The following is a 24,861-nucleotide window of genomic DNA, read 5'->3' as shown; positions in this document are numbered from 1 at the left end:
CGCCTCAGCGCGGACCGGGCCCGTCGCCGTACACCTCCAGCTCCTGGATCCGGGCCGGCTCCGGGTCGCCGCCGGCCGGGGCGTCGGCGGTGACGTCGACCCGCAGCCGCACGTACCGGGCCGGGCGGGGCGGGACGGTGTGCTCGGTGCGGCTGGCCCGGGAGCCGGTGGCGGCGACGGCCGGGCTCCAGTCGACGCCGTCGGTGCTGGTGTCGATCCGGAAGGCGGCGGTGTTGCGGCCGGTGCTCTCGCCGCCCAGGCCCGCGTGGGCGACCACGAAGGCGGAGACCGTGCGGACGGCGCCGAGGTCGGCCCGCAGCCACGGGTCCGGCTCCGCGGAGCACCAGCCGGCCGCGCTGCCGAGCGCGCCGTCGAAGGCGCGCTCGGCCGGTCCGCCGCCGGGGCAGGGCGCGGAGCCGGTGGCGGCGGCGCCGAGCGCGAGGTCCGGGCCGCGCTCGGGCGCGGCGGGGACGGCCGGCGCGCCGTCGGGGAAGGAGGGCGGCACGTCGTCGGCGCCGGTGCCCCAGCGCGCGCCGGGTGCGCCGCCCATGGTGTACTCCAGCGCGGCCCCGCCGGCGAGGTCCGGGTAGCGCAGGTAGCTGTGGGTGGTGGCCGCCCGGTCGACCGTCAGCCCCTGGACGTAGCGGCCGCCGCCGGTGGCGGTGATGGCGATGTCGCCGCCCGGGCGCCTGACCAGCGCCGCCGGGAAGAGCGGCCCGTGCAGGGCGAGGGTGTCGGCGCCCGGCGTGACCGGGTACATCCCGAGCGCGGCCCAGACGTACCAGGCCGAGGTGGCGCCGAGGTCGTCGTTGCCCGGCAGGCCGCCCGGGCCGGTGCCGAAGGACTCGGCCGCCACCCGGCGGACGGCGTCGGCGGCCCCGGCCGGCCGGCGGGCGAAGTTGTAGGCCCAGGGCACGCCGTGCTCCGGCTCGTTGCCGATGTAGTAGTAGGGCCGGCTCTGGCCGGCGTTCAGCTCGCCGAAGTGGTGGTCCAGCCGCTGCAGGGCGGTGTGCCGGCCGCCCATGGTCCCGATCAGGCCCGCGTAGTCGTACGGGACCGTCCAGGTGTACTGCGCCGCGTTGCCCTCGGTGAAGCCCCGGCCGCTCGCCGGGTCCAGCGGCCAGGCCCACCGGCCGGCCTGGTCCCGTGGCTGCACGTAGCCGGCGTCCTGGCCGTAGGTGTTGCGCCACCACTGGGCGCGGGTCATGTGGGCGCGGTACGCGTCCACGTCCCCCAGCGCCCGGGCGAACTGCGCCACCGCGAAGTCGGAGGCGGAGTACTCCAGCGAGTCGGACGGATCCCCGGCGAGGTAGCCGAGCCGGGTGTAGGCGGACTGCCGGCCGCGGACCGGGCGGCCCTGGCTGGTGCCCCCGGCCGAGGACCTCTCCATCAGGGCGAGCGCGGCCGTGGTGTCGAAGTCCCGTGCGCCGAAGGCGTACAGGCCCGCGATCACGATCGGGCCGGGGTCGCCGGTCATCACGAACTCCTCGTCGGTCTGCTGCGACCACTTGGGCAGCAGTCCGCCCTGCTGACCGTCCAGCACCATCGACCGGGCGATGTCGTTCGCCTCGGCCGGCGCGAGCAGGGCGACCAGCGCCGCCCAGGAGCGGTAGATGTCCCAGCCGGAGTAGTTCTGGTAGACCGGGTGGTCGGCGTGGTGCACGGCCCCGTCGAAGCCGCGGTAGTCACCACCGACGTCACTGGACACGTTCGGGCTCTGGAACACGTGGTAGAGCGCCGTGTAGAACTTCCGCAGCTCGCTCTCCCGGCCGCCGCTCACCAGCACCCGGCCGAGCACCTCGTTCCAGGCGGCGTCGGCGGCCCTGCGGACGGCGTCGAAGTCCCAGCCGGGGTTCTCCGCGTCGAGGTTGCGCCGGGCACCCTCGGCGCTGACGTAGCTGAGCCCGACCTTGAACCGGACGCTCCGCCCGCCGGTCGTGTCGAAGGTGAGGTACCCGCCGGTGCCGGTGCCCGAGGCGACGGCCGAACCGGGGGTGACGGTCGCCCCGGACCAGGTGCCGAAGCCGGTCGGCGCGCGGTCGAGGCGCAGGTCGAACCAGATCTGATAGGTCTTCGACGAGCCGCAGAAGCCGCCGGCGGTGACGCTGCCGGTCACCTCGGGTCCGTCGATCCGCAGGCTTCCGGGCCGGTCGCCGGTCGCGCTGCGGCCGGTGCCGATCAGCAGCCGGGCGGTGTCGGTGGCGGGATAGGTCAGCCGGCCCATGCCGGTGCGGGTGGTGGCGGTCAGTTCGACGTCGGTGCCGTACCGGTCGAGCCTGGTCCGGTACCGGCCGGGGGCGGCGGACTCCTCGGCCTTGGTGTGGCCGGAGGCGTACTCCGTCCAGGCGCTGCCGGGGGAGGCGGTGAGGGCACCGGTCACCGGGAGCAGCGGCAGGTCCTCGTTGTTGGGGCAGCCGGCGCCGTCGAAGTGGGTCAGGCTGAAGGACTCCACCGAGCTGTCGGACCACCGGTAGCCGGAGGGCGAGGCGGTCGGGGTGTCGGGGCTGAACTGCACCCCGCCGAAGGGGACGACCGCCCCGGGGTAGGTGCTGCCGCCGGATCCGCCGGGCACCGGGTCGGGGGCGGTGCTGTCGTCGGTGCCGACGAAGGGGTCGACGTACCGGGTGAGCGGGACGGCGGCCGCCTGTGCGGGCGTGACGGCGGCGTCGGCCGGGCCTGCGGCGGCGAGCAGTGCGGCGCCGACGGCGCAGGCGATTCGGGAGCGGAGCAGGGTGGGCCGCCCTGGGGTGATGGTCCGTCACATCGGCCGTGCTGGCGGCCTCGTGGCACGCGGCAGGTCGCGCGGGGTGCATCCGCAGACTACCGACGCGGGCGTGATCGCCCGGGGGCGCGCCCGAGGACCCGGGCCGGGTGCAGGCGGATGGCGGAACGGGCGGACGGCTCACGTGGGAGGGGACGGCCGGACGGCTCTCGCGGGCGGGGACGGCCCGACGGCTCAGGTGGGCGGGCGGCCCGCCGAGGCGGAAGGCGGGCGCCCGGACGTCGTCAGGGCGCGTCGCCGGGCCGGGGGGCGTCGCCGGGCCGGGGACCGTCCGCGCCGAACCGCTCCCAGGGCGCGTCCGGCGGCGCGGGGAGGATCTCGCCGGCCACCGCCACCCGGCGGCCGGCGGCGGCCAGCCGGGCCAGCGTGGCGGTGATCATCGCCAGCGCGACGGTGTCCAGCCGGGTGACCCGGCCGAGGTCGAGCAGCACCGGTCCGGTGGTCCCCGTCTCCAGCTCGAACAGCACCCGTTCGGCGGCGGTGAAGTCCAGCGCCCCCTGGGCCGCCACCACCGCGAAGGCGCCCCGGCGCGGGGCGGCCCCGCCCGAGGGCCCGGCGACGACGGTCGGCGCCGCCGGGGCCGGGCTCAGCATCAGGTGCAGGCCGAACCGCTCCGACAGCTCCCGCAGCGCGGCGGTGCCCCGGACGGGATTGCCGGTCCGGTCCAGCGGCGGGCTCCAGCAGGCCGCTCCGAACCGGGCCGGACTGACCGCGATCAGCCCGCCCGACACCCCGCTCTTCGCGGGCAGCCCCACCCGCAGCAGCCACTCGCCGGAGGCGTCGTACATGCCGCAGGTCGCCATCACCGAGAGGACCTGCACCGCGACCCGCTCGCCGATCACCCGCTCGCCGGTGACCGGGTTGATCCCGCCGTTGCCCAGGGTGGCCGCCATCACCGCGAGGTCTCCGGCGGTGGCCCGGACGGCGCACTGGCGGAAGTACAGGTCGGTGGCGGTGAGCGGGTCGCAGGCCAGCGAGCCGGCCCCGCGCATCAGGTAGGCGAGCGCCCGGTTGCGGTCGCCGGTCGCGGCCTCCGAGGCGTGCACGGCCGCGTCCACGTCCAGGCGCCTCCCCGCGAAGGCGCTCAGCCCGGCGAGGATCCGCTCGAACCGCTCCGCCGGGGTCGCCCCCGGCACCAGCGCGGTGGTCGCGATCGCCCCGGCGTTGATCATCGCGTTGGACGGGCGGCCGGTGCCCTCCTCCAGGCTGATCGCGTTGAAGGCCTCCCCGCTGGGCTCGGCGCCGACCCAGCGGCCGACCTCGTCCAGGCCCAGCTCCGCCAGCGCGAGGGCGTAGACGAAGGGCTTGGACACCGACTGCAGGGTGAACGGCTCCGCCGCGTCGCCGGCCTGGTAGCGGTGTCCGTCCATGCTGACCAGCGCCAGCCCGAAGCCCTCGCGCCGGGCCCGGGCCAGCTCGGGGATGTAGGCCGCCGGCTCCCCCTCGTCCAGCGCGCCGAGGCGCCGGTGGATGTCCACCAGTGCCTCGGTGACCACGTCGGGCCCGGCGGCCACCCTCAGGGGGTCACGATCGGGAAGGAACGGTCGGGCTCGACGAGCAGCCCGAACAGGGTGCCCAGGACGGCCGGGTCGCCGTCGACGGTGACGCCCTGCAGCCCCTGCCCCGCCAGGACACCGAGCAGCTGCGCCTTGGTGAGGGTCAGGGTGAGCGCGGCGGGCTCGCGCGGAGCCGGTTCGAGCGGATGGGCGAGGTGGGTCAGGGCGCCGTTGCGCAGGGTCAGCCGGAAGCGTCGGCGCTGGTCGGTGACGACCAGGTCGACCAGCAGGTGCTCGTGCCAGGCCCGCGGGCCGTCGACCCGGATCGCGATCGAGTCCAGCAGCTGTTCGACCGTCAGCGCCATCAGCATCTCGGGGTTGGCGGCGTCCAGCAGGGCGGTGCCGGGGCCCTCCCGCAGCTCCTGCGCGGCCATCAGGTAGAAGTTGCGCCAGGTGCCGTTCTCGCTGCCGTGACCGAGCCGGTCGTAGACGTGCGCGAGCCGGTCCCGGGCCCGGTCGTTGCCCGGATCGGCGAAGACCAGGTGGTTGAGCAGGGTGGCGGCGAAGCGCAGGTCGCCGGCGTCGATGTGTCCGACGGCCTTGACCAGCGCGGCGTCCGGGCCGCCGGCCAGGTCGACGTAGCGCTTGGCCAGCTCCACCGGCGGGTGCTCCCAGAGGTGGGCCGGGTTCCCGTCGAACCAGCCGAGGTAGCGCTGGTAGACGGCCTTCACGTTGTGGCTGAGCGAGCCGTAGTAGCCGCGCGCGTGCCAGGCGCCCTCCAGGGCCGGCGGCAGCTGGATCTCCTCGGCGATCTCGGGGCCGGTCAGCCCGGCGTTCAGCATCCGCAGCGTCTGGTCGTGCAGGTAGGCGTAGAGGTCGCGCTGCTCGGAGACCAGGCGGACGACGTTCTCCCGGCCCCAGGTGGGCCAGTGGTGGGAGGCGAAGGCGACGTCCGTGGAGTCGCCGAAGAAGTCGATCGCCTCGTCCAGGTAGCGCGCCCAGATCCGGGCGTCGCGCACGACCGCGCCGCGCAGCGTCAGGATGTTGTGCATGTTGTGGGTGCAGTTCTCGGCCAGGCACAGCGCGCGGCGGTCGGGGAAGAGGAAGTTCATCTCCGACGGCGCCTCGGTGCCCGGGGTGAGCTGGAAGACGATCCGCACTCCGTCCACCGTCTCCTCCTGCCCGGTGCGGGTGACGTCCACGGTCGGCGGGATCAGCGTGATGGTGCCGACCGAGGTCGTCATGCCGAGGCCCGCGCCGATCTGGCCGTCCGCGGCCTTCGGCAGCCGGTCGCCGTACATGAACATCGCCCGGCGGGTCATCGCGTTGCCGGCGTACACGTTCTCGCTGACCGCGTGTTCCAGGAAGCCCTCGGGGGCGATCACCGGGACGGGGTCGTGGCCCTGCGGCAGCACGCCCCGCGCGCCGCCGAAGTGGTCCCCGTGCGAGTGGGTGTAGATCAGGCCGGTGACCGGGCGGGGGCCGCGGTGCTCGCGGTAGAGCTCCAGCGCGGCGGCCGCGCACTCGGCGGAGATCAGCGGGTCGATGACGATGACCCCGGTGTCGCCCTCGACCAGGGTCATGTTGGAGAGGTCGAGGCCGCGCACCTGGTAGATGCCGTCGGTGACCTCGTAGAGGCCCTGCCTGGCCACCAGCTGTCCCTGCCGCCAGAGGCTGGGGTGCGCGGTGGGCGGGCAGTCGGCCTTCAGGAAGTCGTAGGCGTCGTTGTCCCAGATCACCCGGCCGTCGGCGGCCTTCACGACGGCCGGTGACAGGGCGCCGACGAACCCGCGGTCGGCGTTCTCGAAGTCGGTGGTGTCCTCGAACGGGAGGGTGCTCATGCTGCGCCTTTCGGAGCGGGCGGTGCCGGTCTCCTCCGCACGCCGGAAAAGCCCGCACCGGCGCGCGGGCCTCGAATCAGGACAAACCTATAGAAACACCCTGCAATCGGCATGTTGACGGGCGGACGGACGGGCGGCCGGCATGGGCGGGCGGACGGCATCGGCTGGCGGCCGGGCGCGAGGTCCCGGCCGCCTGACGGTCACCACCTGTCAGGCCGGGTCCTGCGGCCCCTCCCGGACCACGGCCGCGCAGCCGGCCGGAACGCTCAGCCCCTCCGCCGGGACGGGCCTGGCCGCCAGCAGCTCGTGCCCCACCGCCGGCAGCAGCACCGCCCGGTCGGTGTTGTTGATGACGAAGAGCCAGCTGCGGCCGTCCGCCGAGCGCCGCCGGACCGCCTCCACACCGGGCGGCAGGCCCGCCACCTCCGGTACCACGCCGCTCTCCTCCACGATCCGGCCGACCAGGGCCCGGTACGCCGCCTCGTCCAGCCCGGTCGAGAGATACCAGCCGGTGCCCGCCCCGAAACGGTGCCGGGTGACGGCGGGCCTGCCGGTGAGCGGGCCCGCCGCGTAGGAGGTGACGGTCTCGGCGCCCTCGGTGCGCAGGTCCTCGCTCCAGACCCGGCCGGTGGAGCCGTCGGACAGCACCAGCCCGGCGCCGGCGGCGAGCGGGCGGTGTTCCTCGCCGCGGATGCCCAGCACCTCGCGGAGCGCGCCCGGGTAACCGCCGGTGCGGACCTGGTGCCGTTCGTCGACCACGCCGCTGAAGTACTGCACCAGCAGTGTGCCGCCGCCCTCGACGTAGCGGCGGAGCGAGGCGGCGCCCGCGTCGGAGACCAGGTACAGGCTGGGGGCCAGCACCAGGCGGTAGCGGGAGAGGTCCGATTCGGGGTGGGCGAAGTCGGTGGTGATCCCCGCGTCCCACAGGGCGCGGTGGGCGCGCTTGAGGGTGCCCGGGTAGTCGAGCTCGGCGGAGGGCAGCCCCTTGGTGTCCAGGGCCCACCAGGCATCGGCGTCGTGCAGGACGGCGGCCTCGGCGGTGACGGTCGAGCCGGCCACCTCGGCCAGCGCGGCGACGGCCTCGCCGGTGGCGACGGTCTCCCGGAAGATCCGGGTGTCGGGGCCGGCGTGCGGCACCATCGCCGAGTGCCACATCTCGGCGCCGGCCCGGGACTGGCGCCACTGGAAGAACAGCGCGCCCTCCGAGCCGCGCGCGATGTGGGCCAGCGAGCTGCGCAGGATCCGGCCCGGGTCCTTGGGCAGCACCCGGTCGGGGAGGTAGAGGGTGTTGGTGCCCTGCTCGATCAGGAGCCAGGGCCTGCCACCGCCGAAGGAGCGGGCCCGGTCGGCGCCGAAGGCGGTGTCGGCGTCGCCGTCGACACCGGGGGCGTCCATGTAGTGGTCGATGCCGACCAGGTCGACCTCGCGGCCGAAGGCCCAGAGGTCGAGCGTCTGGTAGCCCGGCAGCATCAGGTTGGTGGTGATCGGGACGCCGGCGGGGGTGTGGCGGCGGATCAGGTCGCGCTGCTCGCGGTAGGCGGCCAGCGCCTCGTCGGACCAGAACCGGCGGAAGTCCAGCGTGTGGCCGGGGTTGTGGTGCCACTGGGTGGCCCGCGGCGGCGCGATCTGCTCCCAGGAGCCGTAGCGCTGGCTCCAGAACGCGGTGCCCCAGGCCTCGTTCAGGGCGTCCAGGGTGCCGTACCGGGCGCGCAGCCAGACCCGGAAGGCGGCCGCGGACTGCTCGCAGAAGCAGACCGTGGCGTACTCGTTGTGGACGTGCCACAGGGCGAGGGCCGGGTGCCGGCCGTAGCGCTCGGCGAGGGCGCCGGCGATCCGGGCCGCCGCCCGGCGGTAGGCCGGGGCGGCCAGGCAGTAGGTGTCGCGGCTGCCGTGGGTGAGCCGGGTGCCGTCGGCGGTGACCGGCATCGCCTCGGGGTGGGCGAGGGTGAACCAGGGCGGCGGCGAGGCCGTGGGGGTGGCCAGGTCGACCCGGACGCCGTTCGCGTGCAGCCGGTCCAGCTGGGCGTCCAGCCACCCGAACTCGTAGCGTCCCTCCTCGGGTTCGAGCAGCGCCCAGGAGAAGACCCCGACGGTGACGAGGTTGACCCTCGCCCGCCGCATCAGCTCGTCGTCCTCCTTCCAGGTCGCCTCGTCCCACTGCTCGGGGTTGTGATCGCCGCCGAACGCCAGCCCCGGCAGCGGGAGCCGGGCCGCCATCAGCCGCGGACCGGCAGGTCGGCGCCGTCGCGCAGGAAGAGCGGGATCCGCTCCAGCGGGGCGTCCGCCCGCACGGTGCGCCCGCCCCGGTGGCGCTCGCCCGTCCAGGCGTCGGTCCAGTCGGCGCCGGCCGGGAGGCGGACGTCGCGTTGGCGGGCGCCGGCCTCGGTGACGGGGGCGACCAGCAGGTCCGGGCCGAGCAGGAAGGCGTCGTCCGCCTGCCAGGCCGCGGGGTCGTCGGGGAACTCGACGAACAGCGGGCGCATCGGCGGCAGTCCCTCCGCGGCCGCCGTCTCCATCTGCCGCATCAGATAGGGGCGCAGGCGCTCGCGCAGCCGCAGGTGCTCGGCGAGGATGCCGTAGGCCTGCTCGCCGTACGACCAGACCTCGTTCGGCAGGCCGGTCATGGCGGGCTCCAGTTTCTGCTCGGGGCCGCGGAACCCGTGGAGGCGGAAGAGCGGGCAGAAGGTGCCGTACTGGAACCAGCGGATCAGCACCTCGCGGTAGGCCGGGTCGTCCGGGTCGCCGCCGTGGAAGCCGCCGATGTCGGTGGTCCACCAGGGGATGCCGGAGACGGCGACGTTGAGGCCGGCCTTGATCTGGGTGCGCAGGCTGGCGAAGTCGGTCCCGATGTCGCCGGACCACAGGGCGGCGCCGTAGCGCTGCGCGCCGGCCCAGGAGGAGCGGTTGAGGGTGACGATCTCGCTCTCCCCCGCGGCCGTCAGGCCCTCGTGGATCATCCGGGCGTTCTCCCGGGGGTAGAGGTTGCCGACCTCCAGGCCCGGGCCGGCGTGGTAGCGCAGGTTCGCGGGGTGGCCGGGCTTGAGTTCGGGCTCGCAGGCGTCCAGCCAGAACACCTTGATGCCCAGCTCGTGGTAGTTGCGCCGGATCCGGTCCCAGACGAAGGAGCGGGCGTCGGGGTTGGTCGCGTCGTAGAAGGCGACCTGGGCGGAGTAGGCGTCCAGGCCCTTGTCGGGCCAGTCGGCGTGGGCCACCGGGCCGTACTCGGTGTTGATCAGGAAGCCCTCGTTGAGCAGTTCGTGGTAGTTCTCGCTGAGCGGGCTGACCGAGGGCCAGACCGAGACCATCAACTTGATCCCCAGCTCTTCGAGTTCGGCGTTCATGGCGGCCGGGTCGGGCCACTCGGCCGGGTCGAACCTCCAGTCCCCCAGGTGCGTCCAGTGGAAGAAGTCGCTGACGATGACCGAGAGTGGCAGGCCCCGGCGACGGTACTCGCGGGCCACCTCGAGCAGTTCGTCCTGGGTGCGGTAGCGCAGCTTGCACTGCCAGAACCCGGTGGCCCACTCGGGCAGGACGGGCGCGTGGCCGGTGGCGTCGGCGTAGCGACGCAGGACCTCGGCGGGCCTGCCGGCGGTCACCCAGTAGTCCAACTGCCGTGCGCTGTCGGCGACCCAGCGGGTGCCGGTCTCGGCCAGCTCGACCCGGCCGATCGCCGGGTTGTTCCAGAGCAGGCCGTAGCCCCGGTCGGAGAGCAGGAAGGGGATGGTCACCTCGCCGTTGCGCTGCACCAGGTCGAGCACGGCGCCCTTCTGGTCGAGCATGCCGTGGGTGTGCTGGCCCAGCCCGTACAGCCGCTCGCCCGGGTAGGCGCGGAAGCGCTGCTCCAGGCGGTGGTGGCCGTTGCCGGTCGCGGTGTAGAGGCGCGGGCCCGGCCACCAGAAGTGGTGCGGTTCCTCGGCCAGCAGCTCGCCGCCGTCGGCGGTCCGCAGGAAGGTGATCCGCCCGGCGGCCGGGTGCAGTTGGGGGTCGGTGGCGTCCAGGGCGTTGCCGTCGATCCGGACGGTGAGCGCGCCGTTGACCAGGGTGGCGGTGGCGCCCTCGATCTTCACCACGGCCTCGGCCGGCGGCCGCTCCAGCAGGGCGCCGGGCAGGTCGTGCAGCAGCGGCCCGCCGGGGGTGGCCCGGACCCGGACGGCGTCGGGGCCCCAGGGCTCCACCCGCAGGGTCTCGCCCCGGGCCCGCCATTCGAGGGCGCCGCCGAGGTCATGGAAGTGGTTGGGCATGGCTGTTCTCCACGTCTGCGGGGGTCTGCGGGGAAGGGAGGCGCCGGGCGGGGGCCGCCGTCAGCGGGGCGGGGCCGGAGCTCTCCCGGGGGGTCAGGACGGGGGTGAGCAGGGTGACCTCGGGGGTGGCGGCGCCGCCGATCCGCTTCAGGACCAGTTCGACGGCCTGCCGGCCGAGGTCCTGGGCCGGACCGGTGACGGCGGTCAGCCGTGGCGAGCTCTGCTCGGCGAGCGGCTCGGGGCAGAGCGCCACCACCGAGGCGTCCTCGGGGACGATCCGCCCGGAGGTCCGCAGCAGGCTCAGCAGAGGGCCGAGTGCGCCTTCGTTCTGGACCACGAAGCCGGTGGTGGCCGGCCGGTCGTCCAGGATCCGGCCGAGCACGCCGGCGGTGCTCTCGAAGCTGCCCTCGCACGGCCGGTGCAGGATCCGCAGGCCGCGCTCGCGGGCCCGTTCGCGGAACCCGCTCAGGGTGCGCTCCGCGTAGCCGGCGTGCCGCTGGTAGACCTGCGGCGCGTAGCCGACGAAGGCGACGTCGCGGTGGCCGAGGTCGGCCAGGTGGTCGGCGCAGAGGGCGCCGGCGGTGGCGAAGTCGTGGTCCACGCAGGACAGTCCGGTGGTGTCGGCGGGCAGGCCGATCAGCGCGGCGTGGCTGCCGAGTTCGCGCAGGACGGGGATGCGCTCGTCGTCCAGCTCGACGTCCATCAGGATCACGCCGTCGGCGAGGCCGCTGGCGGCGACCCGGCGCACGCCGTCCGGGCCCTCGTCGTTGGTGACGAGCAGGACGTCGTAGCCGTGGCTGCGGGCCGTCATCGTCACCGAGATGGCGATCTCCATCATGATCGGGACGTAGACGTCGGTGCGCAGCGGCACGACCAGCGCGATGATGTGCGAGCGCTTGCCGGCCAGCGCCCGGGCGCCGGCGTTGGGGTGGTAGCCCAGTTCGCTGATGGCCCGCTCCACCCGGCGGCGGGTGGGCTCCGAGATGCTGCGCTTGCCACTGAGGACGTAGCTGACCGTGCTCGGGGAAACACCTGCGTGCCGGGCCACTTCGGCGAGTGTCACCATTGGATCTGGTCCCCCTGTGCTGTGTCGGACGTCTGTGCTGCGGTGCCGCCCTGTTCCGGTGCCGCGCGGTGCGGCCCAGCGTAGTGACGGCGGTCGGGTGCGGCGGCGCTCAGCCCTTGACGGCGCCGGTGAGCACGCCCTTGGTGAAGTGCTTCTGGACGAACGGGAAGGCGATCACCACCGGGACGAGGGTCAGCACCACCACGGCCATCTGCAGCGAGAGCGGCGCGGTGGCGTTGGCGGCGTTGCCGAAGCCGGAGTTGACCTGGCCGGGCATGTTCGTGCCGAGGTTGACGTACTGGTAGAGCACGTACTGCAGCGGCCACTTCTGGCTGCTGGTCGGCATGTAGAGCATCACGTTGAAGAAGGAGTTCCAGTAGCCGACGGCGTAGAACAGGGTGATCACCGCGGTGACCGCTCGGGAGGTCGGCAGGACCACCGACCACAGGATCCGCCAGTCGCCAGCCCCGTCCATCCGGGCAGCGTCGATCAGTTCGGCGGCGGTGCCGGCGTAGAAGGACCGCAGCACCAGGATGTTGAACACGCTGACGGCGCTCGGCAGGATCAGCGCCCAGTACTGGTCGAAGCCGCCGAGCCCGGTGACCACCAGGTAGGACGGGATCAGGCCGCCGCTGACGAACATGGTGACGACCAGGATCATCAGCAGGAACCGGTGGCCGAGCGAGCGCGACCGGGACAGCCCGTAGGCGCACAGCACGGAGACCAGCATCGAGAAGGCGGTGCCCACGGCGGTGACCGCCAGGCTCACCACCAGGGCGCGGGTCACCGGGCCGTCGCCGAGCATCGTCCGGTAGGCGTTCAGGGTCAGGCCGTGCGGGACGATCACCAGGCCGCCGGCCCGGTTGACCGAGCCCTGGGTGGAGAAGCTGGTGATCACCACGCACCACAGCGGGCCGAGGACCAGCAGCAGGATGCCGCCCAGCGTCACGCCCTTGACGCCCTGGCCGACGGCGGTCGGGGCCTCCTCCCAGGCGGGGCGACCGGTGCGGCGCCGGGAGCCGGTGGTGAGTTCGCTCATTTCCGGTACAACCCGTCCTCGCCGAAGAAGTGCGCCAGCTTGTTGGCCCCGTAGATCAGCAGCAGCGAGACGGCGCTCTTGAAGATGCCGGCCGCGGCGCCGTAGCCGTAGTTGTTGGTGCCGATGCCGTAGTAGTAGGAGAAGGTGTCCAGCACGTCGGCGGCGTCGTGCCCCACCGCGTAGCGCTGGATCAGCAGTTGCTCGAAGCCGACGTTCAGGATGTTGCCGAGCCGGAGCACCAGCATCAGCACGATCACCCCGCGCAGGCCCGGCAGGGTGATGTGCCACATCCGGCGCCACCGGCCGGCGCCGTCCATCGCGGCGGCCTCGTACAGGTTCTCGTCGATGGCGGCCAGGGCCGCCAGGAAGACGATGATCCCCCAGCCGGCGTCCTTCCAGATCACCTGGGAGGTCACCAGCAGCTTGAAGACCGACGGGTCCATCATGATGTTCCACGGCGTCGTCCCGTGCTGGCGCAGGAACTGGTTGAGCAGCCCCGCGCCGCCGATCATCTGCTGGAACAGGGTGATGACCAGCACCCAGGAGAAGAAGTGCGGGATCAGCGTCACCGACTGGACGAAGCCGCGGATCCGCGGGCTGAGCACCGAGTTGAGCAGCAGCGCCAGCGCGACGGGGACGGGGAAGAACAGCACCAGCTGGACGGCCGCCAGCTCCAGGGTGTTCCACACCGATCCCCAGAACAGCGGATCGCCGAACAGCTGGCGGAAGTTGTCCAGGCCGATCCACTGGCTGTTCACCACCCCGACGATGGGGTCGTAGTACTCGAAGGCGGTGACAGTGCCGAACAGCGGCAGGTAGTTGAAGACCAGCAGCAGGACGACGACCGGTACGGTCATCAGGAGCAGCGAGCGGTCCCGGCGCAGCCGGATCCGCCAGTTCAGCTCCCGCGGGCGCCGCTCGCGGGGGCCGGGCGCCCCGGGGGCCGCCGTCGTGGCGCCCGGGGCCGCCGTCTCCTCGCGGCCGGGCACGTCGGCGCTGTTCGTGGTGACTGCCGCCACGACCACCGCACCTCCTAGGTAGTTCGGACCGGGTAGTTCGGACGGGGAGCGGTGGGGCTACTGGCCCGAGCCGTGCTTGTCGTAGACCTCGGTCTGGTACCAGGCGGTGAGTTCGTCGCCGCCGCTGCGCTTCCACGAGGTCAGCGCGTTCTGGTAGTCGGCGACGGTCTTCAGTCCGTGCTGGACGTCCTTGATGGTGTCCTCCAGCGCCTGGGCCGCGTCGGCGGTGGCGAAGCGGGTCGGCACGGTGATGTTCATGTTCCAGAACACCGGCTTGTAGGCGTACTTGACGGCCTGGGCGTCCCAGGCGCAGATGTCCTTGGTGATCTGGTCGAAGCCGGGGTTGCTGCGTGCCTGCGGGCTGGAGGCGAGGAACGGGAAGGTCTGCTGCTGGACGGACTTCTGCCCCTGCGGGGTGAAGGTCGGGGTGCCGTTCACCCGGGTGTGGTCGGTGCCCTCGACGCCGTAGTTGACCAGCGTGTACTCGGCCGAACCCCAGGGCGCCGCGAGGTAGTCGGCGACCGCGAGGAGTTCCTTGATCTGCTCCGGCTTCAGCTTGGCGTTGAGGTAGCTGACCATGCTGGTGGAGGGGCCGAGGAAGATGCTCGGGGTGGACTTCCCGTCCGCCGCGAACAGCGGGAGGGCGCCGCGCCGGTACTTCGGGTCGGCGGCCTGGCCGGCCTGGGCGTCGGCCATGTTCCAGGAGCCGGTGCCGTCACCGGTGACCAGCACCTTGCCGGCGTAGAACCGGGCCTTGGCGTCGTTGTTGTTGCCGGCCAGCGCGTCCGGGTGGACGTAGCCGGACTTGGCGAGCTTCCAGGCCCAGTTGAGGGCCTCCAGGAACTCCGGCTGCTCGTACTTGCGGATCAGCTTGCCGTCCTTGGCGGTGTAGAGCTGCGCCAGGCCGAAGGGCTGGGCGAGGTACGTCCAGAGGTCGTCGAAGGCCCAGACGCCGGCGCCGGCGCTGGTCAGCTCCTTGCCGAGGTTCATCAGGTCGTCGGCGGACCTCACGCTGTCGGCGGCGATGCCCTTGGCCTCGAAGACGTCCCTGCGGTAGTAGAAGGCGCCGGCGAAGGCGGTGCCGGAGGAGAAGCAGGGGATGCCGTAGAGCTTGTCGCCCCAGACCCCGGCCTGCCACGCGCCGGTCGGGATGGCCGCCAGGTTCGGGTACTCCTTGACCTTGTCCCCGGCCAGGTAGGGCGTGAGGTCGGCCAGTTGGGTGCCGGCGAGCCCGCCGACGTTGAAGAGCTGGTTCCACCAGGTGGGGAGCTGGATCCAGTCGGGGAGCTTCTGGGCCGCGGTCAGGGTGGGGATCGCGGTGTTGTAGGTGGTGCCGTTGGCCGGCTGCATGGTGAGCTTGACGCCGAGCGCGGCGTTGACGGCCTGGTAGAAGGAGTTGTCGGCCGCCGGGATGGTCCCCCAGAGCGGCGTCACGGCGGAGTAACTCCCCCCGGAGCCGGGCGTCTTGGCGACGGTCTTGACCGGCGCGGCCGGGTAGGTCAGGAAGCCCGGGTCGCTGAATCCGCCGCCGGGGCCGGTCACCGAGGGCAGGTCCGCGGTGACCGCCGTGTTGGCGACGAAGGCGGGCAGGGCGCCGGCCAGGCCGGTCTTGCTGTTGGAGCCGCTCTTCGCGGCGCCGCCACTCCCGCAGGCGGTGAGCAGTGGCGTCATGGCCGCTGCGCCGGCCACGCCGACGGCGGTCCTGAGGAGGGTTCTACGGCTGATCTGGGAGCTCATGATCGGTGCGGCCCTTCATCGTTCAGGATCCGGTGCGTCGAATCGCTTCGATGTTGCGGCGAGACTAACGGCGGGTTTCGGGTTCGACAAGGGGATGAACAAATCATTTCCCGGCACCTGCCGCCCCCGTGACCCTTCACAACCCCCTGTACTACCGGGCCAGATGAGGCCACGTGACCACCGGACGGTTGACACGCTCCACCTGCCATGCCACTTTCGAAGCGTTTCAACATCGCGGCCCGGCGGGACGCTGTCAGGGCCAGGACCTCCCCCGCCCCGCCCCGCGGCCACTCTCCCCGCACGCCCATCCCCGAGGGGTTTCCCAGGTGACGACCACCGCTGTGCCCGACCGGCCGCCCATCGAGCAACTCGCCTTCCGCGACCCCGCACGGCCGCTGCAGACACGCGTCGGGGACCTCCTCGCCCGGCTCACCCCCGGCGAGCGGATCGCCATGCTGCACCAGTACTCCCCCGCCGTCCCCCGCCTCGGCGTCGCCGCCTTCCGCACCGGCACCGAAGCCCTGCACGGCGTCGGCTGGCTCGGCGTCGCCACCGTCTTCCCGCAGGCCGTCGGCCTCGGCGCCACCTGGGACGACGAACTGCTGCAGGAGGTCGCCACCGCGATCGGCACCGAGCTCCGGGCCTTCCACCATCACCGGGCCCCGCTCGCCGGCGAGGGCCGGATCAGCCTCCAGGCCTGGGCGCCCGTGGTGAACCTGCTGCGCGACCCGCGCTGGGGCCGCAACGAGGAGGGCTACGCCGAGGACCCGCTGCTCACCGCCCGCCTCGCCGACGTGTTCTGCCGGGGCCTGGCCGGGGACGACCCCGACCACCTGCGCACCGCGCCGATCCTCAAGCACTTCCTCGCCTACAACAACGAGGACGAACGCTGCGTGACCTCCTCCGGCCTGCGCCCGCGCGTCCTGCACGAGTACGACCTGGCCGCCTTCCGCACCGCCGTCGCGGCCGGCTCCGCGACCGGGGTGATGCCCGCCTACAACCTGGTCAACGGCCGCCCCTGCCACGTGAGTCCGCTGATCGAGGACGAACTGCGGCGCTGGGCCGCGCCGACCGGGCACGAGCTGTACGTCTGCAGCGACGCCGAGGCCCCCTCCAACCTGGTCGACCCCGAGCACTACTTCGGGGACCACGCCGAATCGCACGCCGCCGCCCTGCGGGCCGGCGTCGACAGTTTCACCGACCACGCCGACGACCCGCGCACCACCGTCGCCCGGATCACCCAGGCCCTGGCCCGCGGCCTGCTCACCGAGGCCGACGTCGACCGGGCCGTCCGCCGCCAGCTGACCGTCCGCTTCCGGCTCGGCGAGTTCGACCCCGGTCCCGGCCCGTACGGCACCACCCCCTGGTCGGTGGTCGACTCCCCCGCCCACCGCGACCTCGCGCTGCGGGCCGCCACCGAGTCCGTCGTGCTGCTCAGCAACGAACGGGCCGTGCTGCCGCTCGACCCGGCCGAGGGCCGCCGGGTCGCCGTGGTCGGACCGCTCGCCGACACCCTGTTCGAGGACTGGTACAGCGGCACCATGCCGTACCGGATCACCGTGGCGGCCGGGCTCGGCGCGGCGCTCGGCGCCCGCGGCGGCGAGGTGTCCTGCACCGAGGGCGTGGACCGGATCACCCTGCGCGCCGCCTCCACCGGCGGGCTGCTCGCCGTGCCCGCCGGCGACCCGGCCGGGCCGATGGCCGTGACGTCGGCGCATGGCGGCGGCGACGGGAAGGCCACCGACGAGGCCTCCTTCGACCTGTTCGACTGGGGCGACGGCGTGCTGACCCTGCGCAGCGCCGCCTCCGGACGCTACGTCACCCTCAAGGACGCGGGCCTCGGCCTCGCCGCCGACCAGACCCAGCCGAACGGCTGGGACGTGCACGAGACCTTCCGGCTGGAGCCCGGCCCCGACGGCACCGAGCTGCTCCGCAACGTGTACAGCGGCGGGTACGCGGCCGTCGACCCGGCCACCGGCCTGGTCACCGTCTCCGCCGGCACCCCGGCCGGGGCCGAGCGGTGGACCAGGACCGTGGTCAGGGACGGCGCGGCCGAGGCACTGGCCGCCGTCCGCGCCGCCGACACGGCCGTCGTCGTCCTCGGCAACGACCCGCACATCAACGGCCGGGAGACCCAGGACCGCACCGACCTGCACCTCCCCCCGGCCCAGGAGGCCCTGCTGCGCGCAGTCGCCGCCGCGTGCCCGGACACCGTGCTGGTGCTGATGAGCAGCTACCCGTACGCCGTCGACCGGGCCGCCGAACAGGTGCCGGCGGTGCTGTGGACCTCGCACGGCGGGCAGGAGACCGGCCGCGCGGTGGCCGCCGTCCTGCTGGGTGACAGCGACCCGGCCGGCCGGCTGCCGCAGACCTGGTACCGGGCGGACGACCCGCTGCCCGAGCGCCTGGACTACGACATCGTCAAGGCCGGCTGGACGTACCAGTACCACCGGGCCGCCCCGCTCCACCCGTTCGGGCACGGGCTGTCGTACACGTCCTTCGGGTACGCGGGGCTGACGGCGGACCTGGACGGCGAGGCGATCCACGTCTCGGTGGAGGTCCGCAACACCGGCGGGCGGCCGGGCACCGAGACCGTGCAGCTCTACACCCGCGCGCTGCGGGCCCGGTACGAGGCGCCGCTGCTGCGGCTGGCGGACTACCGCAAGCTGCGGCTGGCACCGGGCGAGGGCCGGCGGGTGGACTTCACCCTGCCGCTGTCGGCGCTCGCGCACTGGGACGTGGCCGAGGGCCGGTTCACCGTCGACCCGGGCTCCTACGAGATCCTGGTGGGCCGTTCGGCCGGGGCGGTGGAGCTGACCGCACCGCTGACCGTCGACGGGCCGGCGCCCGGCCCGCGCCAGGTGCTCGGGCGGACCGTGCGGGCCGCCGACTTCGACGACCACGCCGGGATCACCCTGGTGGACGCCCACCGCGAGCGCGGCGACGCGGTGGCCCCGGCGGTGGGGGCGCAGGCCGGGCGGCTGCTCTTCCGGGCGGTCGAACTGCCGGGCGGGCCGCTGGTCTTCGAGGCCGAGCTGGCCCGCGAGGGTGCGGGCACGGCGGTGCTGGAGCTACGGGCCGGCGACGCGGGCCGCGACCTCGACGGCGCCGCGGACGGCACCAGGCTGCTGGCGAGGCTCGCCGTACCGTCCACCGGCGGGCGCTACGCCTGGAGCACGGTCCGCGTCGACCTGCCGGAGAGCCCCCGCGGGGTGCACGACCTGCACCTGGTGCTGCGCGGGGAGCAGCGCCTGGCGTCCTTCCGGGTGGACCGCGCCTAGACCGGGCCCGGCCACTCCCGTCGCGGCCGCCGGCGGCGCCCCGGCCCGGTCACCGGCCGGGGCGCTGTCGCGCCACCCGTCCGCGGATCTGCTCCAGGTCCTCCGCCGGCAGCGCGTCCGCCACCAGCAGGCCAGGCAGCAGCTCCGGGGCGGTGGTCAGGGCGCGGAAGGACACGGCCACCGTCACCTGGTGCTCGGGCCGGTGGACGATCTCGATCCGGTCGCCGGCGCGGATCTCACCGGGCTCGATCACCCGCAGGTACGCCCCGGGCAGCGCGGCCCGGGTGAACTCCTTGATCCAGCCCGCGCGTTCCAGCCAGCCCTGGAAGGTGCCGCAGGGGATGCGCGGGCAGGAGACCTCCAGGACGACGTCCGGCCCGATCCGCCAACGCTCGCCGATCAGCGCGCCGTTGACGTCGAGACCGGCCGTGGTGAGGTTCTCCCCGAAGCACCCGTCGGCCAGCGGGCGGCCCAACCCGGGCTCCCAGCGGTCGAGATCCTCCCGGGCGTAGGCGTACACGGCCTGGTCGGCGCCGCCGTGGTGCTTCACGTCGTAGACGCGGTCCCCGGCCAGGCCGACCGCGCCGGTGCCCTTCGGCCCGGGGGCCGTCACGGCCACCGGACCGTCGACCGGGCGCTTGTCGATGCCGGTCAGTGCGATGCCCTTCCACGGGTTGGGGCGGGGCCGGCCGATGTTCAGGGAGAGCAGCTGCATGGGGCCGACGGTACGACCCGGCGCGGCCCGGGGCCACCGGATTCCGGGCCCCGGCCCGGGCCGCGCCGGCCGGGCGGACGCCGCCGGCCTGCGTGGGGCCGCGGCTACGGCGCCCGGAGGACGAACCGCACCTCCCGCTCCCCGCCCGCCGGCAGGGTGACCTGCCGGCCCTCGCCCCGGCAGTGCACGGCCAGCACCTGGTCCACGGCGGAGCGCAGCAGCGCCCGTACGGTGCCCTCCGCCAGGTCCCAGCCGAGCTCGAGCACGGTGACCCGGCCCTGGCAGGCCACCCCCCGGACGGTTCCGCGCGCGAGCTCCTCGGGCAGGGCGGGCAGCAGGTCGAGCCGGCCGGGGCGGGCGTCGACCAGGAGCTCCAGGACGAGGCCGGGCAGGGTGATCGCGGCGTCGGCGTTGTAGATCTCCAGGCCGGGGTTGTGCGAGGTCATCAGCGAGCGGAACAGCATGTCGGCGCCGAGGATCTTCAGCAGGTTGGCGCGGGCCAGGCCGGTGTCCCGCAGCCGGGCCGCGGCCAGCGCGCGGTGCAGGCTGCCGTGGGCGGAGAGGTTCTCGTCGCCGCGGCCGGCGAGGGCGCGGTGGGCGGCCTCGGCGAGCGCCGGGGTGGTGTCCCGGGTGATCCCGTGCAGCGGCCAGACCGGGTACAGGTGGCTGACGTGCCGGTGGTCGAGGTTGCCGTCCAGGCCGGGCCAGGCCCACTCGGTGAGGCTGCCGGCGGAGTTGACCAGGTACGCCGGCAGCCTGGGCAGCAGGGCCCGCCAGCGGGCCACCGCCGCCGGCTCGATGCCGAGGTGCTCGCAGACCTCCACCGCGCTCTCCAGGGCGTGCCGCCCGGCCGCGACGTCCATCACGGCGTTCACGGCGGCGGAGCCGGCCACGCCCTCGGGGGCGATCTCCGGGGAGTAGGAGGGGACGAAGACGACCTGGCCCCGGTCGTCGGTGCGGGTGAGGAAGTCCTCGAAGAACTCGGCGGCGCCGATCAGCCAGCCCACCAGCTCCGCGCGCAGGAACTCGTCGTCACCGGTGGTGCGCCAGTACTCGTGCAGCGGGTGCAGCAGCCAGTCGGCGCCGGCCAGCCAGGCCGGCCACGGCCAGTCGTCGTCGAGGTGGAACAGGTGGCCGTGTTCGCCGTCGGTGCGGCCCGGCGCGAGCAGACCCCTGATGCCGTACAGGGCGCGGGCGTTGGCCCGCCAGTCGGCGATCTGGCCGCGGACCAGCGCGGCGTGCGCGTGCACGGCCTCCGGCAGCGCCGCCAGGTTGGCGCCGGCCAGTTGGAGGTTGAGGTTGGCGTCGGTGGTGAAGTCGCCGGCCCAGGCGGCGCCCCAGCCGCCGATCCAGAGCCCGGTGAGGCGTGGCGGCAGCACGCCGCTGGCGGAGAGCAGCAGGTAGCGGCCGCTGTGGAAGAGCAGTTCGAGCAGGGCGGGGTCGAGGCGCTCCGGGTTCCTCTGCTGGCGTTCGATCAGGTCCACGCTGCCGGCGGCCGCCTCGGCACCGCCGAGGTCCAGGGTGGCGCGCCGGTAGGCGGGGGTGTGCAGGGCGGTGTGCGCGGAGAGCAGGGTGTCGTAGTCGGCGGGGAGCCGGCCGAGACGGCGGCGGATCGTCCCGGTGCTCCAACCGGGCTGTTCCTGGCGGTCGAGGGCGGTGAGCAGCAGGACGCGCCGGGCCCCGCGCAGGATCAGCACGTCCCCGTCGGTGTCGATCCGGGCGCCGGGGGCGTGCACCAGGCTGACGGCCTCGAAGCCGTACGCGCCCTGCCCCGGCGGGTAGGTGGCCCGGGCGTCCAGCAGGCCGAGGCCGGGGGCCGCCTCGGTGGCGGTGCAGCGGTGCTGGACGTCCTCGGGGCAGTCGGGCAGGTCCCCGGTGAGGCGGAGCCGCAGTTCGGCGGGCGGGCCGGTGAACTCCTGCACGACGACGGCGTCGGCCCGGGAGACGAAGGAGCGCCGCCGCCAGGGGCCGGCGTCGTCCTGCCAGCCGACGGTGATCTCGCCGGTGGCGAAGTCGGTGCTGCGCAGGTAGTCGCGGACCGGCCCGTGGGCGGGGGTGGCGATCTCCAGGGCGTGGCCGGGGTGGAAGGACTGGGTCCAGCGGAGTTCGGCGCCGCCGGCCCAGATCCGCTGGGCCTCGGGGGCGCGGCCGGCGAGGACGAGGTCGCGGATCTCCTCCAGCCGGTGGGCCGTCCCGGGTGCCCGGAGGTGGCGGGTGCCGTTGGGCAGGACGTAGCGGTGGTGGTTGAGGACGACGCGCTCGCGGTGCGGGCCGCCGTTGACCATGATCCCGTACTCGCCGTTGCCGGAGAGGTGGGCGTCCTCCCAGCGGCCGGCGGGGGCGGTGTCGTGGACGGCGTGGCTGCCGTACCCGGTGGCGGGCGGGGCGGGGGCCGGCGCGGTGGACGTGGCGCGGGTGGGCGCGGGTGCGGCGGACGGGCCTGCCGGGCCGTCGTCAACTGCGCTGTTCTCGGGGGGATTCACGGGGGGATGCTCCTTCGGCGGCTCTCGCGGCGGGGCTCGCGGCATCCTAGTTTGTTGCCCGCCCGTCCGAATAGGTGTCGAAGCGCATCGAAGCTTGCTTCCGCTCTTGACGGGCACAGACGGCAGGTCAACGATGGGAGCGCTCCCACACCGCTGGGCCCCCGCACCTCCAAGCCCTGGCACCGCTACGCCCCCACCCCGACCGGCCCCCACCCGCCGGCCAGCCCCGAGGAGTACCCGAGCCATGCTCACACCCCGTTCCAGAGCCGCTCTCACCGCCGTGGCGGTCAGTTGCGGCCTGGCGCTGACCACACTGACCGGCCTCGGCGGCACGGCCGCCGCCGCGCCCGACGCGGCCACCGCCGACTCCTACACCTGGAGCAACGCCAGGATCGACGGCGGCGGCTTCGTCCCCGGCATCGTCTTCAACCAGACCGAGAAGAACCTGGTCTACGCCCGCACCGACATCGGCGGCGCCTACCGGCAGGACCCGGCCACCAAGAAGTGGATCCCGCTGCTGGACTCGGTCGGCTGGGACGACTGGAACCTCACCGGCGTGGCCAGCCTCGCCACCGACCCGGTGCAGACCAACCGCGTCTACGTCGCCGCCGGCATGTACACCAACGGCTGGGACCCCGACGACGGCGCCATCCTGCGCTCCACCGACAAGGGCGCCACCTGGGCCCGGACGGCGTTGCCGTTCAAGATCGGCGGCAACATGCCGGGCCGGGGCATGGGCGAGCGCCTCGCGGTCGACCCGAACAACGACAAGGTGCTGTACTTCGGCGCGCCCAGCGGCAACGGCCTCTGGCGCAGCACCGACTACGGCGTCACCTGGGCGCAGGTCACCGCCTTCCCCAACGTCGGCCACTACGCGCCCGATCCGAGCGACACCAACGGCTATCTGAGCGCCGAGCAGGGCGTCCTCTGGGTGACCTTCGACAAGAGCTCGGCCGCGGCCGGCGCGACCACCCGGACCATCTACGTGGGTGTCGCCGACAAGGACAACAGCATCTACAAGTCGGCCGACGGCGGCGCGACCTGGACCCGCGTGGCCGGGCAGCCCACCGGCTTCCTGCCGCACAAGGGCGTGCTCGACCCCGTCAACGGCTACCTCTACATCGCGACCAGCGACACCGGCGGCCCGTACGACGGCGGCAAGGGCGACATCTGGCGGTACGCCACCGCGACCGGCGTCTGGACCAGGATCAGTCCGCTGCCCTCCACCGACTCCGGCGCGTACTTCGGCTACAGCGGCCTGACGATCGACCGCCAGCACCCCAACGTGCTGATGGCGACCGGCTACAGCTCCTGGTGGCCGGACACCCAGATCTACCGCAGCACCGACTTCGGGGCGACGTGGAAGCCGATCTGGGAGTACAGCTCCTACCCGACCCGGGTCGACCACTACACGATGGACGTCTCCAGCTCCCCCTGGCTGACCTGGGGCGCCAACCCGAGCCCGCCGGAGGAGACCCCGAAGCTGGGCTGGATGACCGAGTCGCTGGAGATCGACCCGTTCAACTCGGACCGGATGATGTACGGCACCGGCGCCACCCTCTACGGCACCGAGAACCTCACCGGCTGGGACGCCGGTGGCAGAATCACCATCAAGCCGGTCGTCCAGGGCCTGGAGGAGACCGCCGTCAACGACCTGATCAGCCCGCCGACCGGCGCCAACCTGCTCAGCGCTCTCGGCGACATCGGCGGGTTCCGGCACACCTCGCTCACCGCCGTACCCGCGATGATGTACACCTCGCCCAACTTCACCACCAGCACCAGCCTCGACTACGCCGAGGCCAACGGGAACATGGTGGTACGCACCGGAAACCTGGACAGCGGCAGCACCAGCAAGCGGATCGCCTTCTCCAACGACAACGGCGCCAACTGGTACCAGGCCAACAGCGAGCCGGCCGGCACCACCGGCGGCGGCACCGTGGCGCTGGCGGCCGACGGCAGCCGGGTGCTCTGGGCACCGGACGGCGGCGCGGTCTCCGGCTCCGCCTTCGGCGGCAACTCCTGGACGGCCGCCACCGGTGTGCCCGCGGGCGCCCGGGTCGCCTCCGACCGCGTCAACCCGAAGAAGTTCTACGCCTTCTCCGCCGGGAAGTTCTACACCTCCACCGACGGCGGCCTGACCTTCACCGCCAGTGCGGCCACCGGCCTGCCGGCCACCGGCAACGTCCGCTTCAAGGCGCTGACCACCACCGAGGGCGACGTCTGGTTCGCCGGCGGCACCACCGGCGCCGGCGCGGCGTACGGCCTGTGGCACTCCACGGACTCGGGGGCGACCTTCACCCGCGTCGCGGCCGCCGACCAGGCCGACAGCATCGGCTTCGGCAAGCCCGCCCCCGGCCGGACCTACCCCGCGCTCTACACCAGCGCGAAGATCGGCGGCGTCCGGGGCATCTTCCGCTCCGACGACGCCGGAGCCAGCTGGACCAGGATCAACAACGACTCCCAGCAGTGGGGTTGGACCGGCGCCACGATCACCGGTGACCCCCGGGTCTACGGCCGGGTGTACATCGGCACCAACGGGCGCGGCATCATCGTCGGCGACACCGGCAGCACCCCGCCGAGCCCGACGGCGACCGCCTCCCCCTCGGCGACGGCCACCGCGACCCCGACCACCTCCACCAGCCCGACCGCGAGCACCTCGCCGACGGCCACCAGCAGCCCGACCGCGAGCACCTCGCCCACCGCCACCAGCAGCCCGACGGCGGGCGGGAGTTGCGAGATCACCTACGCGGTCGCCAGCCAGTGGGGCGGCGGGTTCGGCGCCAACGTGACGGTGAGGAACACCGGCTCCACCGCACTCGCCGGGTGGACGGTGAAGTGGGCCTACGCCAACGGCCAGCAGGTCACCTCGCTGTGGAACGGCGCCTGGACCCAGAGCGGCGCCGACGTCTCGGTGAGCAACCTGGGTTACAACGGCTCGCTGGCGGCCGGGGGCGGCAGCACCTCCTTCGGCTTCAACGGCAGCTGGACGGGCAGCAACACCAGCCCGACCGCGGCCACTCTCAACGGGACGGCCTGCACCGTGAAGTAGCGGGCCCGGGGGCGGCGTCCGGGCCGGGAGCGAAGTGACCGCTCCCGGCCCGCATCCGCCACCGGGCAGCGCGCCCCAAGCGCTCCGTCCCGAGCAGCAACTCATGCTCGGG

The 24,861-nt window shown here is 73.8% G+C and carries 13 protein-coding genes; 2 read left to right on the top strand and 11 right to left on the bottom strand.

Annotated elements, in window-relative coordinates; translation table 11 throughout:
- Positions 1-4 precede the first annotated feature (4 nt).
- From J2S46_RS30485 to J2S46_RS30445, 9 genes are all read right to left on the bottom strand, one after another.
- A complete protein-coding gene (locus tag J2S46_RS30485) occupies positions 5-2,692 on the bottom strand; it encodes a GH92 family glycosyl hydrolase (RefSeq protein WP_229912117.1) in 2,688 nt (895 codons plus the stop codon).
- A 314-nt stretch (positions 2,693-3,006) separates the two neighbouring features.
- Positions 3,007-4,296, bottom strand: a complete 1,290-nt coding sequence (gene glsA / locus J2S46_RS30480; RefSeq protein WP_191287783.1) for a glutaminase A — start codon at positions 4,294-4,296, stop codon at positions 3,007-3,009.
- Between the two features lie 2 nt (positions 4,297-4,298).
- Positions 4,299-6,119: an alkyl/aryl-sulfatase gene (locus J2S46_RS30475; protein WP_191287782.1), complete on the bottom strand. Its 1,821-nt coding sequence runs from the start codon at positions 6,117-6,119 to the stop codon at positions 4,299-4,301.
- 210 nt (positions 6,120-6,329) lie between these two features.
- Complete coding sequence (locus J2S46_RS30470; RefSeq protein ID WP_191287781.1) at positions 6,330-8,336, bottom strand: beta-galactosidase; 2,007 nt, start codon at positions 8,334-8,336, stop codon at positions 6,330-6,332.
- A complete protein-coding gene (locus J2S46_RS30465) occupies positions 8,336-10,360 on the bottom strand; it encodes a glycoside hydrolase family 31 protein (RefSeq protein WP_191287780.1) in 2,025 nt (674 codons plus the stop codon). The genes J2S46_RS30470 and J2S46_RS30465 overlap by 1 nt, the downstream gene beginning before the upstream one ends.
- Positions 10,341-11,426: a LacI family DNA-binding transcriptional regulator gene (locus J2S46_RS30460; RefSeq protein WP_191287779.1), complete on the bottom strand. Its 1,086-nt coding sequence runs from the start codon at positions 11,424-11,426 to the stop codon at positions 10,341-10,343. The genes J2S46_RS30465 and J2S46_RS30460 overlap by 20 nt, the downstream gene beginning before the upstream one ends.
- A 109-nt stretch (positions 11,427-11,535) precedes the next feature.
- Entirely contained in the window at positions 11,536-12,465 is a 930-nt protein-coding gene (locus J2S46_RS30455; protein ID WP_191287778.1) for a carbohydrate ABC transporter permease, read from the bottom strand.
- Positions 12,462-13,484 (bottom strand): ABC transporter permease, encoded by a 1,023-nt coding sequence (locus J2S46_RS30450; protein WP_229911948.1) that lies wholly within the window; start codon positions 13,482-13,484, stop codon positions 12,462-12,464. Before J2S46_RS30450 ends, J2S46_RS30455 begins: the two co-directional genes overlap by 4 nt.
- 57 nt (positions 13,485-13,541) lie before the next feature.
- On the bottom strand, positions 13,542-15,221 hold the full coding sequence (locus J2S46_RS30445) for an ABC transporter substrate-binding protein (protein ID WP_191287777.1): 1,680 nt from the start codon (positions 15,219-15,221) through the stop codon (positions 13,542-13,544).
- Between the two features lie 326 nt (positions 15,222-15,547).
- Between J2S46_RS30445 and J2S46_RS30440 the strand changes: the two genes are divergently transcribed.
- The gene (locus J2S46_RS30440) at positions 15,548-18,502 is read left to right on the top strand and encodes a glycoside hydrolase family 3 C-terminal domain-containing protein (protein WP_229911947.1); all 2,955 of its coding nucleotides are present in this window, start codon (positions 15,548-15,550) and stop codon (positions 18,500-18,502) included.
- Positions 18,503-18,551: 49 nt separating this feature from the next.
- On the opposite strand, the gene J2S46_RS30435 is transcribed toward J2S46_RS30440, so the two are convergent.
- Both J2S46_RS30435 and J2S46_RS30430 read right to left on the bottom strand, forming a co-directional pair.
- Positions 18,552-19,217 carry an MOSC domain-containing protein gene (locus J2S46_RS30435; protein WP_191287776.1) on the bottom strand — a complete coding sequence of 222 codons (666 nt, stop codon included), beginning with the start codon at positions 19,215-19,217 and terminating at the stop codon, positions 18,552-18,554.
- A gap of 104 nt (positions 19,218-19,321) precedes the next feature.
- The gene (locus J2S46_RS30430) at positions 19,322-21,700 is read right to left on the bottom strand and encodes a glycosyl hydrolase family 95 catalytic domain-containing protein (protein ID WP_229911943.1); all 2,379 of its coding nucleotides are present in this window, start codon (positions 21,698-21,700) and stop codon (positions 19,322-19,324) included.
- 244 nt (positions 21,701-21,944) lie between these two features.
- Here J2S46_RS30430 and J2S46_RS30425 point away from each other — a divergent pair, with 244 nt between their 5' ends.
- A complete protein-coding gene (locus J2S46_RS30425; protein ID WP_191287774.1) occupies positions 21,945-24,749 on the top strand; it encodes a cellulose binding domain-containing protein in 2,805 nt (934 codons plus the stop codon).
- The last annotated feature ends 112 nt before the right edge of the window (positions 24,750-24,861 follow it).

Origin of the sequence: Kitasatospora herbaricolor, from assembly GCF_030813695.1 — a bacterium.
GTDB lineage: Bacteria > Actinomycetota > Actinomycetes > Streptomycetales > Streptomycetaceae > Kitasatospora > Kitasatospora herbaricolor.
Note: the sequence above shows the minus strand (reverse complement) of the source record. Positions and strands in the feature narration are given on the sequence as shown.

Excerpts from the sequence above, each read along its gene's own strand:
- J2S46_RS30475 (WP_191287782.1), bottom strand. The coding sequence starts at position 6,119 with ATGAGCACCCTCCCGTTCGAGGACACCACCGACTTCGAGAACGCCGAC.
- J2S46_RS30470 (WP_191287781.1), bottom strand. The coding sequence starts at position 8,336 with ATGGCGGCCCGGCTCCCGCTGCCGGGGCTGGCGTTCGGCGGCGATCAC.
- J2S46_RS30465 (WP_191287780.1), bottom strand. The coding sequence starts at position 10,360 with ATGCCCAACCACTTCCATGACCTCGGCGGCGCCCTCGAATGGCGGGCC.
- J2S46_RS30460 (WP_191287779.1), bottom strand. The coding sequence starts at position 11,426 with ATGGTGACACTCGCCGAAGTGGCCCGGCACGCAGGTGTTTCCCCGAGC.
- J2S46_RS30455 (WP_191287778.1), bottom strand. The coding sequence starts at position 12,465 with ATGAGCGAACTCACCACCGGCTCCCGGCGCCGCACCGGTCGCCCCGCC.
- J2S46_RS30445 (WP_191287777.1), bottom strand. The coding sequence starts at position 15,221 with ATGAGCTCCCAGATCAGCCGTAGAACCCTCCTCAGGACCGCCGTCGGC.
- J2S46_RS30435 (WP_191287776.1), bottom strand. The coding sequence starts at position 19,217 with ATGCAGCTGCTCTCCCTGAACATCGGCCGGCCCCGCCCCAACCCGTGG.
- J2S46_RS30425 (WP_191287774.1), top strand. The coding sequence starts at position 21,945 with ATGCTCACACCCCGTTCCAGAGCCGCTCTCACCGCCGTGGCGGTCAGT.